This window comes from Exiguobacterium sp. s48, from assembly GCF_018617395.1.
In the GTDB taxonomy this organism is placed as follows: domain Bacteria; phylum Bacillota; class Bacilli; order Exiguobacteriales; family Exiguobacteriaceae; genus Exiguobacterium.
In genome coordinates, this window is the sequence record NZ_JACSKC010000001.1 from 272,821 (window position 1) to 287,848 (window position 15,028).

Consider the following 15,028-nt stretch of genomic DNA (forward strand, 5'->3'; position numbering starts at 1 on the left):
TTTTTATAAAGAACAGTGGTTTAGAAAGGAAATAGTCGTATGTACAAAAAAGGCAATATTGCGATTTTCGCGATTATCATGATTGCGACAATCCTGCTCGCTGTGTTCACGACACCTTGGGTCGTCAAGAACACGAACCTCGGACTCGACTTAAAAGGTGGATTCGAAGTTTTGTATGAAGTACAACCGCTCGAAGACGGCGACGTCATCGACGAGTCGGCGATGAATGCAACCGTTCGCGCCATCAACAACCGAATCAACGTCCTTGGGGTATCAGAACCGGACGTTCGAATCGAAGAAAACAATCGCATTCGCGTGCAACTTGCAGGCGTGTCGAACCAAAACGAAGCGCGCGAAGTCATCTCGTCTACGGCACAATTGACGTTCCGTGACGTGAATGACAACGTCCTGCTCGATGGGAAAGACTTAGCTCCTCGTGGCGCGTCTCTCAGTTACAACCAACAAGGACAACCTGTCGTAGAGTTGACGCTTCAATCAGCCGATCAGTTCGGGGAAGTGACGTCTGAAATTTCACAGCGTCCAGCTCCTGAAAATCGTCTCGTCATCTGGCTCGATTACGAAGAAGGTGACACTTACGAAGAAGAGATTCAAAAAGAAAACTCGAAAATCGTGTCAGATGCTTCTGTAAATGGACCGATTTTATCTGATAAAGCGATCATTTCTGGTGGTGGAATCGACGCGGAGAGCGGGCAACGTCTCGCGGATATCCTAAACGCAGGGGCGCTCCCGGTTAAACTCGATGAGATTTACTCGACGTCGGTATCGGCACAGTTCGGTCAAGATGCACTTGAAGAAACGGTATTTGCCGCAACAATTGGGATTATCGCTGTATTCCTCTTCATGTTGTTCTTCTACCGTTTACCAGGACTCGTATCGATCATCACGCTCATTCTGTACATCAACTTGATCATGTTGTTCTTCAATGGAATCAATGCGGTCTTGACACTACCGGGAATCGCGGCACTTGTTCTCGGGGTCGGTATGGCGGTCGATGCGAACATCATTACCGCTGAACGGATCAAGGACGAGTTACGATCTGGAAAGTCGGTATTATCCGCGTTCCGTGCCGGTAACCGTCGCTCGCTCAGTACGATCATTGATGCCAACTTGACGACGCTCATTTCAGCTGCAGTCTTGTTCTATTTTGGACAAAGCTCAGTCAAAGGGTTCGCCATCATGCTCATGATCTCAATCGGGATGACGTTCATTTCGAACGTATTCATCTCACGTTATTTGATGCACCTCCTCGTTTCAAGTCGCCTGTTCGACAAACGTAAAGGATGGTTTGGTGTGAAGGAGAGTGAAATCCGTGAACTTTAAGCTTACTGAATGGAATTACGTCAAACATATGCGTACGATGTTCTTGATTTCAACGGCCATCGTCGTTCTCGGAATCGGTCTCTTGTTCTTCCGAGGATTGAACCTCGGGATCGACTTCGCTTCAGGTACACGCGTAGAGGTTCAAACCGAAGAACGTGTCTCTCAAGAAGAGTTCACGAAAGCGTTCAATGACGCTGGGGTCGATCAAGAAATCTCGAACGTCCAATATGCAGATGAAGGTCGCTTAGCATACGTGACGTTCGTCGGTCAACTAGGGCAAGAAGAAGTTGCGAACGTCAAGACGGCGTTCACTGAACAGTTCGGGAACGACCCGAATATCAGCACCGTCTCGGCTCAAGTTGGTCGTGACTTGGCGAAAAATGCTTTGTATGCGGTAGCCGTCGCCTCAATCGGGATCATTCTCTACATCACGGTCCGTTTCCAATTCTCCTATGCGGTCGCGACCGTGGTTGCCATGCTCCACGATGCCTTCTTCATGATTGTCGCGTTCTCGCTCTTTGGGATAGAGGTCAACTTGTACTTCATCGCCGCGGTCTTGACCATCATCGGTTACTCAGTCAACGATACGATCGTAACGTTCGACCGGGTCCGCGAGAACATCACGTCGTATGAAAAGGAACGGAAAATCAAGTCGATGGACGTCTACGAGTCGATTATCAACAAATCGATTCAAGAGACGATTGTGCGGTCGGTCAACACCGTCATCACGGTACTCGTGACAGCCATCGCCTTGTACGTCTTCGGTGCCGAATCGATTCGTAGCTTCTCGATTGCACTCATCGTGGGACTCTTTATGGGGATGTACTCTTCGATCTTCATCGCATCGTACTTGTGGCTCCTCATCAAACGCACGACCATCAACAAGAAAAAAGATACGCCGGTCACAGAGGCGTAACGAGTGGGTCTCCCTTCAAACGGGAGACCTTTTCAAATGTCAAGACGGCACATCTTTCACGCGGTCTGCTATAATCTACAATTGATTGGAGTGAAGGACATGTACCATTCGAAGAAACAGTGGCTCTATCCGGAAACAAATCCGGACGACGTCACACGTTTACAAAACGAATTAAATATATCAGCACAACTCGCGACGTTGCTCGTACAGCGTGGACATCAAGATGTAGAAGCGGCCAAGGCATTTTTATATGCCGAGGAAGAACTCGTCTTTCATGACCCGTATTTGTTTGAACAGATGGAAACAGTCGTATCCCGCATCAAGCAGGCGGCAGACGAGGGTGAGATGGTGCTCATCTATGGCGACTACGATGTCGATGGGGTCAGTGCCTCATCCGTCATGTGGCATGCGTTAACCGAAATCGGTGTCATGGCCGAGTGTTATATCCCGAACCGCTTCACGGAAGGATATGGACCGAACAAGGAAGCGTTCCAATGGGCGGCGAACGAAGGGTTCACCTTGGTCATCACAGTGGACTGTGGGATTTCAGGGATTGAAGAAGCGACACTCTTAAAAGACCTCGGTGTCGATTTGATCATCACCGACCACCACGAGCCGAAAGAAACATTGCCGGACGCGTATGCGATCATTCACCCGCACATCGACCCGAGATATCCATACGATAAACTCGCCGGTGCGGGGGTCGCCCTCAAAGTGGCACACGCCGTTTTAGGAAGAATGCCAGAAGAACTCCTTGATTTGGCAGTACTCGGAACAATCGCTGACCTCGTCCCGTTAGACGGCGAAAACCGGTTGCTCGCGAAGAAAGGGATCGCTGCGCTCGAAGCGTCGAAGCGACCGGGTATTTTAGCGTTACGTGAAGTGTGTGGTCTTAGTGACAGCGTGTTGAACGAAGAATCGGTCGGTTTCGCGTTCGGTCCACGCATCAATGCGGCGGGTCGTCTCGATTCGGCGATGCCAGCCCTTCAGATGCTCCTTGCTGAACACGTCGAGGAAGCACTCGAACTTGCGAAACAGCTCGATAAGCAAAATAAGGAACGACAAGATATCGTCAAAACGATTACGGCTGAAGCGAAAGAACTCGTTGAAGCATCGATGACAGAGGATCGTGTACTCGTCGTCGCAAGTGAGAAATGGAACCCGGGTGTCGTTGGAATTGTTGCCTCTCGTCTCGTCGAAGCGTATTATCGTCCGGTCATTCTCCTTTGCCACGACCCGGAGACGGGCAAGGCGAAGGGGTCGGGTCGCTCGATTGATGGGTTTGACTTATTTAAAGAACTCTCAAAAAATGAAGACATCTTGCCGCACTTCGGAGGGCATCCGGCCGCTGCCGGGATGACGCTCCAGTCCGAGAATGTCGCCGAATTGCGTGAACGACTGAATCGCCAAGCGGAAGTGATTCCAGATGACGTATTCGTGCCCCGGGTCAACGTCGACTTAAAACTCTCGGTCAATGACGTTTCACTCGACCTGATTTCTGAAATCGCGAAACTGGCACCGTTCGGGATGGGCAACCCGTCTCCACGTGTCGTCGTCGCTGATGCGAAACTGCGTGACATTCGTCAAATCGGACGGGATGCGACACATTTGAAAGTACAGCTCGCCGGAGACAAGCGTGAACTCGACTGCATTGGGTTCGGGTTCGGACATGTCGTCTCAGAAATCTCACAGATGGCCCACATCTCAGTGATGGGGAGTCTCCAAGTGAATGAATGGAACGGGATGCGTAAGCCCCAGCTTATGATTCAAGATTTACGCGTCGATGATTTCCAAGTATTCGACTATCGAGGAAAGAAAAAGTCGCTACAAGAGCTGAAAGATTTGCCAAAAGAACAGACGTCGTTCTTATCGTTCCAAGGGACAGATGAGGAGTTCCCGCTACATGAAGGGGATGAACCGCTCAACCGATTTGTCGTCTTGCTCGATTTGCCTGACGATGAAGAAGTGCTTGCGGAAAAACTTCATGAAGGAATCGAGCGAATTTATTGCGCTTTCGGACAAGGAGACTCATTCTTTGAACGTCTCCCGTCTCGTGAGGATTTCCGAACGTATTATGTCCATATGGCGACATGCGAACGGAAAAATCTACGTGAGAACTTGATTCGCCTATCGAAAGAGCGAAAATGGTCAAAAAATACGATTCAATTTATGCATCAAGTATTCTCTGAACTCGAATTTCTTGTTACAATGGAAGACGGACTGCCTGGAGTCAATCCAGAAGCACCGAAACGCGATTTGACCGAAGCGCCGTGCTATCAACGCCGGATTGGGCGCCAACAACTCGAAGAGCGTTTCGTATACGCGTCATTGGCGGAGCTCAAAGAGCGGTTACAATCGTTGCGATCGAACAAGATGCAGGAGGCATACACATAAAATGGATTTCAAACAGCATATTAAAGAAGTAGCAGATTATCCGAAGGAAGGCATTAGCTTCAAGGACATCACGTCACTTATGCAAAATGGCGAAGTCTACAAGAAGTCGGTAGATGAGCTCGTCGCTTACGCACGTGAGCGTGGAGCAGAGTTAATCGCTGGACCGGAAGCGCGCGGATTCGTCGTCGGTTGTCCGGCAGCGTACGCACTCGAACTCGGATTTGTGCCTGTACGTAAAGAAGGAAAGTTACCACGTGAGACAGTTCGTGTATCATATGGTCTCGAGTACGGAACGGACATCTTAACGATGCACAAAGATTCAATCCAACCTGGCCAACAAGTCGTCATCTTAGATGATTTGCTCGCGACAGGTGGTACGATTGAAGCGACCATCAAAATGATTGAGCAACTCGGCGGAGTTGTGGCAGGAATCGGGTTCTTGATCGAACTCGACGGACTCGGCGGACGTGAACGTCTCGAAGGATATGACGTGTTCTCACTCATCCGATACGAAGACTGATTTTCGAACGGGAAGCGACATGCTTCCCGTTTTTGAATAGTTTTTAAGGAAAATAACCGACAACCTTTGACAGGTCGTCAGATTTTTTCGATAATGGTTATAAAAATTAGAGAATCTTGAACATAAACTACTACCATGCTGCGACGAATCTGAGTCGATTGGAGCGGTAAGAAAAAGGGTGTCGAATGTTATGACCAAAAAACAAATCGTAAGTATTGAGGATCTTCTCGACGCGCTCGGGGAGTATATGGGTGACGACGATATTGCCGAAGTGAAACGCGCTTACGAATACGCAAAACTTCATCATACCGGTCAGTTCCGACGTTCGGGCGAGCCCTATATCCTCCATCCGGTCCAAGTGGCCGGCATTCTCGTTGACATCGGCTTAGATGCCACGACGATTATCGGAGCGCTCTTACATGACGTTGTCGAAGATACGGATATTTCGTTACAGCAATTGACGGAAGACTTCGGTCCGGAAGTGGCCATGCTCGTCGATGGGGTTACGAAACTTGGTAAGATCAAATATAAATCGAAAAAAGAAGAACTCGCCGAGAATCATCGGAAGATGATTATCGCCATGGCGGAAGATGTGCGCGTCATCTTGATTAAACTCGCTGACCGCCTCCATAACATGCGGACCCTTCAGCATATGCCGAAAGAGAAGCAAGTTCAAAAGGCAGAAGAAACGCTTGAAATCTTCGCCCCACTCGCACACCGGATGGGGATTTCGACGATTAAGTGGGAGCTCGAAGATATTTCATTACGTTATATCAACCCGCAGCAATACTACAAAATCGTCTCGATGATGAAACAGAAACGAACGGAACGGGAAGCACTCGTTACCTCTGTCATCACGGAAGTGAACGAAGTGCTCGAAGATGTGCATATCGATGCCGATGTGAACGGCCGACCGAAACATATCTATTCCATCTACAACAAGATGGTGAAGCATAAAAAAGAATTCAATGAAATTTACGATTTGATGGCGGTCCGCATTATCGTCGACTCGATTCGTGATTGTTATGCGGTGCTTGGCATCATCCACACGCAATACAAGCCGATGCCAGGACGCTTCAAAGATTATATCGCTATGCCGAAACCGAACATGTACCAGTCGCTCCATACGACCGTGATCGGTCCGAAAGGTGAACCGCTCGAAGTCCAGATTCGAACGAAAGACATGCATTTCATCGCCGAATTCGGGATCGCGGCACACTGGGCGTATAAAGAAGGGAAGAACGTTTCGACGAACGGATTTGACGAGAAAATCGCTCATCTTCGCGAAATCCTTGAACTTCAAAAAGATACGACCGATGCCGAGGAATTCATGGAGTCGCTTAAAGTCGATTTCTTTAGCGACATGTTGTATGTGTTCACACCAAAAGGGGACGTATTCGAATTGCCGAAAGGCTCTGTCCCGATCGATTACGCGTACCGGATCCATACGGAGATCGGCCATCGGATGACGGGGGCAAAAGTGAACGGTCGAATGGTGCCGCTCGACTACAAACTCGAGACGGGTGACATCATTGAAATCATTACGTCGAAGCACAGTTATGGTCCGAGCAAGGACTGGTTGAAACTCGCTGTTTCGAGTCAGGCGAAGAACAAGATTCGTCAATGGTTCAAACGTCAACAGCGTGAAGAGAACGTCGAGAAAGGGAAAGATCTCGTCGAGGCAGAAATCAAGAAACTAGGTTTCGAACCGAAAGAGATTATCGATGAGCCGGCACTCAGTATCGTCGTCGAGAAGTTCAACTTCGGGAACGAGGAAGAGATGTATGCCGCTGTCGGTTACCAAGGTATCACAGCCGCTCAAGTCGCACATAAATTGACGGAGAAGCAGCGGAAAGAACCGAAGCTCGAACTGTCTGAAGCCATCAGCGAATTAAAAGTCAGTCAGGCACCGAAGAAGAAAACGACGGAAGCGGGTGTGACGGTCAAAGGGATCGACAATATGCTCGTTCGCATGAGCCGTTGCTGTAACCCGGTCCCGGGAGACGAAATCGTCGGGTATATCACCCGTGGACGTGGCGTCTCGATTCACCGGAAAGACTGCTTGAACATCGTCAACGAACAACACCCGGAGCGTCTTCTTGATGTCGAATGGGAAGTTGGACAGGCGAAAGAGAAGAACTATAACGTCGATATCGAGATTACGGGATATGATCGTTCAGGTCTCTTGAACGACGTCCTTCAAGCGGTATCGGCGACGAATACGAATATCGTGGCCGTCAGTGGTCGGGGCGACCAAAACAAACAAGCTCGCATCTCGATGACGATCTCGATTCCGAACGTGAATCACTTACAGAAAGTCGTCGAGCGCATCAAACAAATCTCAGACGTGTATTCGGTCAGCCGAGTCATGATGACGTGACGAAAGGAAGAGGAACGTGCGTGTATTATTGCAACGAGTGAAAGAAGCATCAGTCACAGTCGAGGAAGAAGTCGTCGGGGCAATCAACGCCGGATACTTGCTTCTCGTCGGTGTGACACATGAAGACACAGAAGAGGAAGTGAACTGGCTCGCCGACAAGGTGACCGGGCTTCGCGTCTTCGAGGACGATCAAGAAAAGATGAACTTATCGATTCAAGATGTGTCCGGTCAAATTTTGTCTGTTTCTCAATTCACGCTCTATGGGGACACGATGAAAGGACGGCGACCCGCTTTCACAAAGGCCGCAAAACCGGACATGGCCGAGACGCTCTATGAAAAATTCAACGAGCGGTTGCGGTCGAATGGACTCGTTGTCGAGACGGGGCGCTTCGGTGCGATGATGGACGTCGCACTCGTCAATGACGGACCGGTCACACTCATGCTCGAAAAAAACGCTTGACAGATGCCGGCTTGATTCGGCATCATGAAGCATATAGTCAAACACCTATGATAAAGAAGAGTACGGTCAACCCACCAGCAAAGAGAGCGATGCCTTGGCTGAAAGCATCGACTGGATGATGACCCGAACGACACTTTGGAGGTGCTCCCTTGAAAATGAGTAGGGGGAGCCGTCTCATCGGGCGTTAACCGATTTCGAGTGGCAGAGTTTCAAGTAATGGCTCTGCAACGAGGGTGGTACCACGGGAAACTTACACAGGCTCTCGTCCCTTTGCGGACGAGGGTCTTTTTGTATTTTTTTAAGGAGGGAAATGTGATGATGAAAGCACCACGCGGTACACAAGACCTGCTTCCGGGCACGGTCGAGACGTGGCAATATGTCGAAGAAAAACTTCGCGACATGAGCGCCCGTTACAACTATAAAGAGATCCGCACACCAATCTTTGAAACGACGAACCTGTTCACACGCAGTGTCGGGGAAACGACAGACATCGTACAAAAAGAGATGTTCACGCTCGTGAAGAAAGGGAAAGACGAGTACACGCTTCGCCCAGAAGGGACGGCATCTGTCGTTCGTGCGTTCGTGACGAACAAACTGTTCGGAAATCCGGACCAACCGACGAAGCTCTACTATATGGGACCGATGTTCCGCTACGAGCGCCCACAAAAAGGCCGCTTCCGTCAGCTTCACCAATACGGTGTCGAAGCGATCGGCAGTAGCGACCCGGCCGTTGACGCTGAGGTCATCAGCCTCGCCTACTCGATCTACAAGTCGTTTGGACTTCAGAAAATCAAAGTCGTCGTCAACTCGCTTGGGGACGCGGAAAGCCGCAACGCCCACCGCGATGCGCTCATCCGTCACTTCGAGCCGGTGGCAGGCGAACTTTGCCAAGATTGCCAATCACGTCTTTACAAGAATCCGCTTCGCATCTTGGATTGTAAGGTCGACCGCGATCACCCGTCGATGAAGACAGCGCCGTCGATCCTTGAATATTTGAACGAAGAGTCGAAAGCCTACTTCGACCAAGTGCTCGCACAACTCGATGCACTCGGCGTCGCCTACGAAGTCGATCCGACACTCGTTCGTGGACTCGATTACTATACGCACACGGCGTTTGAAATCATGTCCGAGGCAGAAGGGTTCGGAGCCATCACGACACTTTGTGGCGGTGGACGCTACAACGGTCTCGTACAGGATATCGGTGGACCGGACATGCCGGGAATCGGTTTTGGGATCGGGTTGGAGCGCCTCATCCTCGCATTGGAGAATGAAGGAGTCTTACCTGAACTCGAGACAGGACTTGATGTCTTCATCGTCGCGCAAGGCGAGAAAGAAGTCGAATTGACGGCGACACGCCTCTTGCAACTCCTTCGCATGGAAGGGTTCAAGGCTGATCGTGATTACCAAGGACGCAAGTTCAAAGGACAATTCAAACAGGCGGACCGCCTGAAAGCCAAATTCACAGTCATCTTGGGGGATGACGAAGTCGAACGTGGGGCAGCCGCCTTGAAAGATATGACGACTGGTGAACAAGTCGATGTGCCACTCTCGGCCGTCGCAGACAAAATTCGTGAACTATCGGAAGGAGCAGGACAATGATCGGACGCACACATATGAACGGCCGCGTGACAGAGTCACTCATCGGCCAAGAAGTACAATTAAAAGGATGGGTACAAAAACGTCGTGACCTCGGTGGACTCATCTTCATCGACCTTCGTGACCGCACTGGGATCGTCCAAGTCGTCGTTCGCCCAGAAAATGAAGCAGTCCACAAGCTCGCAGAAACGATTCGGAGCGAGTATGTCCTCGACGTGAAAGGAACGGTTCTCGAGCGTGAGAACAAGAACCCGAACATGCCGACAGGAAACATCGAAGTCATCGCTTCAGAAATCAACATCTTGAACACGGCGAAGATGACACCAATCCCGATTGGTGATGAAGCGGAAAACGTCTCAGAAGACCTTCGCCTCAAGTACCGTTACCTCGACCTTCGTCGTCCAGCGCTTCAAGAGACGTTCCGTCTCCGCTCGAAGACGTCAAACACAATCCGTAACTTCTTGACGGAGCAGGAGTTCCTCGAAGTCGAAACGCCGATTTTGACAAAGTCGACACCAGAAGGCGCACGTGACTATCTCGTCCCGAGCCGTGTTCATGGTGGTGAGTTCTACGCACTTCCGCAATCACCACAGCTCTTCAAACAGTTGCTCATGGTCGCAGGATTTGACCGTTACTTCCAAATCGCGCGCTGCTTCCGTGACGAAGACCTTCGTGCAGACCGTCAACCTGAATTCACGCAAGTCGACATCGAGACGAGCTTCATGGACATCGAAGACTTGATGGCGATGATGGAATCGATGATGGGACAAGTCATGGAATCGACGCTCGGTCGTACGGACACACCAGCGAAATTCGAGCGTATGACACACGCGGAAGCGATGCGTCGTTTCGGTTCAGATAAACCGGACACGCGTTTCGGCCTCGAACTCATCGACGTGGCTGATGCTGTGAAAGGAGCCGGATTCAAAGTGTTTGACGCCGCACTCGAATCAAACGGACAAGTCAAAGCGATCAACGTTAAAGGTGAGGCGGACAACTTCTCACGTAAAGACATCGATAAGCTTCAAGAATTCACAGCGGTTTACGGTGCGAAAGGTCTCGCATGGCTCAAAGTGACAGCGGAAGGCTTGAACGGTCCAATCGCGAAATTCTTCGACGAAACGTACGCACAGAAGTTGATCGAAGCAACGAATGCAGAAGCAGGTGACCTTCTCCTCTTCGTCGCATCAAAACCAACTGTCGTCGCCGACAGCCTTGGCGCACTCCGCGTCAAACTCGGACACGAACTTGGTCTCATCGATGAGACGAAGTTCAACTTCCTATGGGTGACAGACTTCCCACTCGTGACGTTTGAAGAAGAAGATGGTCGCTTCTATGCGAACCACCACCCGTTCACGATGCCAAACCGTGAAGACCTTCACCTGCTCGAAACAGACCCGGCAAGCGTACGCGCCATCGCGTATGACCTCGTCTTGAACGGTTACGAGCTCGGTGGCGGTTCACAGCGTATTTACGAGCGTGACATCCAGGAGCGTATGTTCAAATTGCTCGGCTTCACGCAAGAAGAAGCAGTTGAACAGTTCGGATTCTTACTCGAAGCGTTCGAATACGGTACACCACCGCACGCGGGAATCGCACTCGGTCTCGACCGTCTCGTCATGATTCTTGCAGGTCGTTCGAACCTTCGTGACACGATTGCCTTCCCGAAAACGGCTTCGGCAAGCGACTTGCTCACGCAAGCACCGAGCCCGGTCGCGGACGCACAACTTGAAGAGTTATCGATTCGTACGGCAGTAAAAGAGAAGAAATAAGCACAAAAAAACGAGGGTTGCCATGGCAATCCTCGTTTTTTGTATGTGTGAAACGGATTTTGGATTCAACACGATGGTAGAAATTTAATTGGAACACATCCACTTATTAACGTTTATCCTCTTCTCGTTGCATATATTTTGCTGTCCGCTGCAACGCAAATCCGAAGGCAAACAGCGAGGCGATGACGGCGGACATCGAATAGACCGAATCGATGAATGCCAGATAGATTCCGAACAGTCCAAGACCGAAACTCAATAAGAAGAGAATGAGTAGTCTCGGATGTTGTTTCAACGTCTGTTTCATCGGCTCGGGACGTTCAACTGGCAACCCGTGCCGTCCGTCACGAGAAGATTCGAATTGAACACTTGCCCGTCACTTTTCAAGACGAGCGTACGACGGTCTTCGAGGAAGTCGATTTTCATCTGTTCGTCTAAAAACACTTTCGTCCAGTTTTTGATTAAGATTGGCCCAAGATTCGAGTCGATTTCGACGTCTTCTGGAGTCGTCTCTGTGACGTATCGAATTTCAAAGATTCCACTGTTCCCACAGCCGCAACCTTCCGTCTCATAGAAAAGGTGCATCTGTCCCTTTCGTTCGCCTTTCAATGACTCGATTCGTTCGAGCGCGCGTTCTGTAATGTGTACATGCATGTGTATCACTCCTTATCTTCATTATACGCCGATTGAAAAAAGAATGAAAAAGGGATGCATCCTGTTTTCCACCTTTCGGAAAAAAGCGTACACTTAGAGTGTTGAGAAGGGGGAAAGAGAATGATTTCACGTTTTTTTAGTTATTATCGGCCACATAAAAAGCTATTTATCCTCGATTTTTCATTCGCAATTCTCGTCGGATTGCTTGAACTCGGATTTCCGCTCGCCGTTCAATGGTTCATCGACGACTTGTTGCCGGGTGGGGAATGGAACTGGATTATCATCGTCAGCATTGGTCTATTGATTCTATACATACTGGCCATGATGATGCAGTACGTCGTCAACTACTGGGGACATAAGCTCGGGATCAACATCGAGACGGACATGCGGGAAGAGTTGTTCACGCATATCCATAAACAGTCGTTCCGCTTCTTTGATAATCATAAGACCGGACATTTGATGAGCCGGGTCACGAACGACTTGTTCGATATCGGGGAAGTGGCGCACCACGGACCCGAAGACTTCTTTATCGCCATCATGACGTTGCTCGGGGCGTTCGGGATCATGTTCTCGATTGACCCGGAACTCGCACTCGTCACCGTTGTCGCGGTACCGTTCCTGATCATCATGATCACGTATGCGAATAAGAACATGAACAAGGCGTGGCAAAAGATGTACACGAACATCGGGGAAGTGAACGCGCGCGTCGAGGACAGTGTGTCCGGGGCACGCGTTGTCCAATCGTTTACGAACGAGGCGTTCGAGATTGGACGTTTCCAAAAAGACAACAACTTCTATCGCGGCTCAAAGATTGAAGCGTATCGCGTCATGAGTACGTCACTCGCAGGTATCTATATCACGACGCGTCTCATGACGTTGCTCGTCCTCGTCTACGGGGCGTACTTAACGTACGAAGGACAATTATCGTACGGACAACTCGTCGGGTTCATCTTGTACATGAACTTACTCATCAAGCCGATCGAAAAGATCACGGCGCTTCTCGAGATGTATCCGAAAGGGATGGCCGGGTTCAAACGTTTCACGCAGTTGCTCGATGAAGAGCCAGACATCGAGAACAGTGCGAATGCGATTGAAGTCGAGATGTTGAAGGGCGATATCGTCTTTGACGACGTCTCGTTTGGCTACTCGGACTACCGCCAAGTGTTGACGGATATTGACTTGTCGATCAAGGCAGGGACAACCGTGGCCTTGGTCGGAACGAGCGGGGCAGGGAAGACGACCATCTGTTCACTCATTCCTCGCTTTTACGATGTCACGAAGGGTGCCATCTCGATTGACGGGTTGGACATCCGGGACATGACGAAAGAGAGCTTACGTCGCCAAATCGGAATCGTGCAACAAGACGTCTTCTTGTTTGCGGGAACGCTACGGGAAAATATTGCGTACGGAAAGCTCGATGCGACCGATACCGACATCATGCATGCGGTCGAGAAAGCACATCTCGGGACGCTCGTCGAAGAACTCGAGCACGGCCTCGACACACAGATCGGGGAACGTGGATTGAAGCTTTCGGGTGGTCAAAAACAACGCATCGCCATTGCGCGCATGTTCTTGAAGAATCCACCGATTTTAATTCTCGATGAGGCGACCTCGGCGCTCGATACGGAGACCGAGGCGATCATTCAAGATTCATTAAATGAACTGGCGGCGAATCGAACGACGCTCATCATCGCCCACCGTTTAGCGACAGTAAAGAATGCCGATCGGATTCTCGTTGTGACGGCGGAAGGAATCGTAGAAGACGGAACGCATGAAGAACTTAGCCAAAAAGGCGGCGTCTTCACGAACTTGTTACAACGTCAACAACTATAAATCAAGGGCTGCCTGGTAGAGGGTGGCCCTTTTTGGCGTGATAACAGCATTTCGTGGGTAAATACATATGGATGAGCGAAAGAGAAGGAGGAAGATACACCATGAAAGCTGTACAAGTCGTAGGATATGGGGATGTCGATCAACTCCAAGTCGTCGATATCCCAAAACCGACACTAAAAGCGGGAGAAGTGCTGATCAAGGTACGCGCCTGCGCGATTAACAATACAGAAATTTGGATGCGAGAAGGGGCGTATGGAACTGGCGAGAAGTCAGGTTGGCGTCCGGAAGGCGTCCAGTTCCCACGCATTCCCGGTTCAGACATCACAGGTGAGGTCGTCGAGCTCGGAGATGGGGTCGACCAAGGAATGATGGGTCGACATGTCGTCTTGTTCCCGTTCACTTCGAGCGGACCTGAGCGGAAAGAACATTTGTCGGACGATATGTCCTTTATTGGATCAGAGTATGACGGAGGGTATGCAGAATATGTCGCCTGGCCGGCTGACCTTTGTTTTGATATGCCACTTGATGATTTCGTCGAAAGTGCGGTCTTTTCCGTGAGCGGGCTCACAGCGTGGCATATGAACGAACAGTTACACATTCGTTCCGGTGAGACGATTGTCGTCACGGGTGCGAGCGGTGGGGTCGGCTCACTCAACGTTCAAATTGCGGCGAACGTTTTTGGTGCGAAGGTGTTCGCCATCGTCGGTGATTTGAAAAATGAGCAAGCGTTGAAAGCGTTCGGGGCGACCGAAGTGTTCTCTTATCGTTCTGAGACGCTCGCTGATGACATCATCGCTGCAAATGGTGGACCGGTCGATGCGGTGCTTGATGTCGTTGGGGATGCATTGTTTGATGTGTCTCTTCAAGTCTTGAAGAAGGGTGGGAAGTTCTGTATATCCGGTTCTGCTGGAGGACAGACGACCCATCTCGATTTTCGGACACTCTATTTGAAGCATATCGCCATGTACGGGTCTGTGCTCGGGACTCGACATGAGTTCGCGGAGATGTTGCGGTCGATCGCAGATGGGAAGCTCAAACCGGTCATTGACCGGACCTTCACGCTCGAAGAGGCTCGTGAGGCGCAGACGTATTTTAAACAATCGGGCAAGTTCGGAAAGATTGTCCTGATTCCGAACACATAAAAAGAGAGGGGAGCAATCCCTCT

10 protein-coding genes, 1 pseudogene and 1 other annotated feature are annotated in these 15,028 nt (G+C 50.2%); of the genes and pseudogenes, 9 read left to right on the top strand and 2 right to left on the bottom strand.

What is annotated here, in order from left to right; translation table 11 throughout:
• Positions 1 to 39: 39 nt before the first annotated feature.
• The 7 genes and pseudogenes from secD (at position 40) to aspS (ending at position 11,379) form a co-directional block, all read left to right on the top strand.
• Positions 40 to 2,257: pseudogene (secD, locus tag KNO66_RS14990) on the top strand (protein translocase subunit SecD).
• A 99-nt stretch (positions 2,258 to 2,356) separates the two neighbouring features.
• Positions 2,357 to 4,651 (top strand): single-stranded-DNA-specific exonuclease RecJ, encoded by a 2,295-nt coding sequence (gene recJ, locus KNO66_RS01405; protein ID WP_214739745.1) that lies wholly within the window; start codon positions 2,357 to 2,359, stop codon positions 4,649 to 4,651.
• Position 4,652: 1 nt separating this feature from the next.
• Positions 4,653 to 5,171 carry an adenine phosphoribosyltransferase gene (locus KNO66_RS01410; protein ID WP_015881175.1) on the top strand — a complete coding sequence of 173 codons (519 nt, stop codon included), beginning with the start codon at positions 4,653 to 4,655 and terminating at the stop codon, positions 5,169 to 5,171.
• Positions 5,172 to 5,361: 190 nt separating this feature from the next.
• Positions 5,362 to 7,551 (top strand): RelA/SpoT family protein, encoded by a 2,190-nt coding sequence (locus KNO66_RS01415; protein WP_214739747.1) that lies wholly within the window; start codon positions 5,362 to 5,364, stop codon positions 7,549 to 7,551.
• Between the two features lie 16 nt (positions 7,552 to 7,567).
• A complete protein-coding gene (gene dtd / locus KNO66_RS01420) occupies positions 7,568 to 8,011 on the top strand; it encodes a D-aminoacyl-tRNA deacylase (protein ID WP_031421442.1) in 444 nt (147 codons plus the stop codon).
• A gap of 38 nt (positions 8,012 to 8,049) precedes the next feature.
• Positions 8,050 to 8,284 (top strand) — a binding site (T-box leader).
• 45 nt (positions 8,285 to 8,329) lie between these two features.
• Positions 8,330 to 9,610, top strand: coding sequence for a histidine--tRNA ligase (gene hisS / locus KNO66_RS01425; RefSeq protein WP_214794588.1), 1,281 nt, complete (start codon positions 8,330 to 8,332; stop codon positions 9,608 to 9,610).
• Entirely contained in the window at positions 9,607 to 11,379 is a 1,773-nt protein-coding gene (aspS, locus tag KNO66_RS01430; RefSeq protein ID WP_214739749.1) for an aspartate--tRNA ligase, read from the top strand. The genes hisS and aspS overlap by 4 nt, the downstream gene beginning before the upstream one ends.
• 106 nt (positions 11,380 to 11,485) lie before the next feature.
• Here aspS and KNO66_RS01435 read toward each other — a convergent pair whose 3' ends face one another.
• Together KNO66_RS01435 and KNO66_RS01440 are read right to left on the bottom strand one after the other, a co-directional pair.
• Positions 11,486 to 11,683 carry a hypothetical protein gene (locus KNO66_RS01435; RefSeq protein ID WP_214739751.1) on the bottom strand — a complete coding sequence of 66 codons (198 nt, stop codon included), beginning with the start codon at positions 11,681 to 11,683 and terminating at the stop codon, positions 11,486 to 11,488.
• Entirely contained in the window at positions 11,680 to 12,030 is a 351-nt protein-coding gene (locus KNO66_RS01440; protein WP_214739752.1) for an iron-sulfur cluster biosynthesis family protein, read from the bottom strand. The genes KNO66_RS01435 and KNO66_RS01440 overlap by 4 nt, the downstream gene beginning before the upstream one ends.
• 120 nt (positions 12,031 to 12,150) lie before the next feature.
• Here KNO66_RS01440 and KNO66_RS01445 point away from each other — a divergent pair, with 120 nt between their 5' ends.
• Together KNO66_RS01445 and KNO66_RS01450 are read left to right on the top strand one after the other, a co-directional pair.
• Positions 12,151 to 13,863, top strand: coding sequence for an ABC transporter ATP-binding protein (locus KNO66_RS01445; protein ID WP_214739754.1), 1,713 nt, complete (start codon positions 12,151 to 12,153; stop codon positions 13,861 to 13,863).
• A 101-nt stretch (positions 13,864 to 13,964) separates the two neighbouring features.
• Complete coding sequence (locus tag KNO66_RS01450; RefSeq protein ID WP_214739756.1) at positions 13,965 to 15,005, top strand: alcohol dehydrogenase family protein; 1,041 nt, start codon at positions 13,965 to 13,967, stop codon at positions 15,003 to 15,005.
• The last annotated feature ends 23 nt before the right edge of the window (positions 15,006 to 15,028 follow it).

Bases quoted from the DNA above. Each gene is read 5' to 3' on its own strand.
- recJ (WP_214739745.1), top strand. From the start codon at position 2,357: ATGTACCATTCGAAGAAACAGTGGCTCTATCCGGAAACAAATCCGGAC.
- KNO66_RS01410 (WP_015881175.1), top strand. From the start codon at position 4,653: ATGGATTTCAAACAGCATATTAAAGAAGTAGCAGATTATCCGAAGGAA.
- KNO66_RS01415 (WP_214739747.1), top strand. From the start codon at position 5,362: ATGACCAAAAAACAAATCGTAAGTATTGAGGATCTTCTCGACGCGCTC.
- hisS (WP_214794588.1), top strand. From the start codon at position 8,330: ATGAAAGCACCACGCGGTACACAAGACCTGCTTCCGGGCACGGTCGAG.
- aspS (WP_214739749.1), top strand. From the start codon at position 9,607: ATGATCGGACGCACACATATGAACGGCCGCGTGACAGAGTCACTCATC.
- KNO66_RS01435 (WP_214739751.1), bottom strand. From the start codon at position 11,683: ATGAAACAGACGTTGAAACAACATCCGAGACTACTCATTCTCTTCTTA.
- KNO66_RS01440 (WP_214739752.1), bottom strand. From the start codon at position 12,030: ATGCATGTACACATTACAGAACGCGCGCTCGAACGAATCGAGTCATTG.
- KNO66_RS01445 (WP_214739754.1), top strand. From the start codon at position 12,151: ATGATTTCACGTTTTTTTAGTTATTATCGGCCACATAAAAAGCTATTT.
- KNO66_RS01450 (WP_214739756.1), top strand. From the start codon at position 13,965: ATGAAAGCTGTACAAGTCGTAGGATATGGGGATGTCGATCAACTCCAA.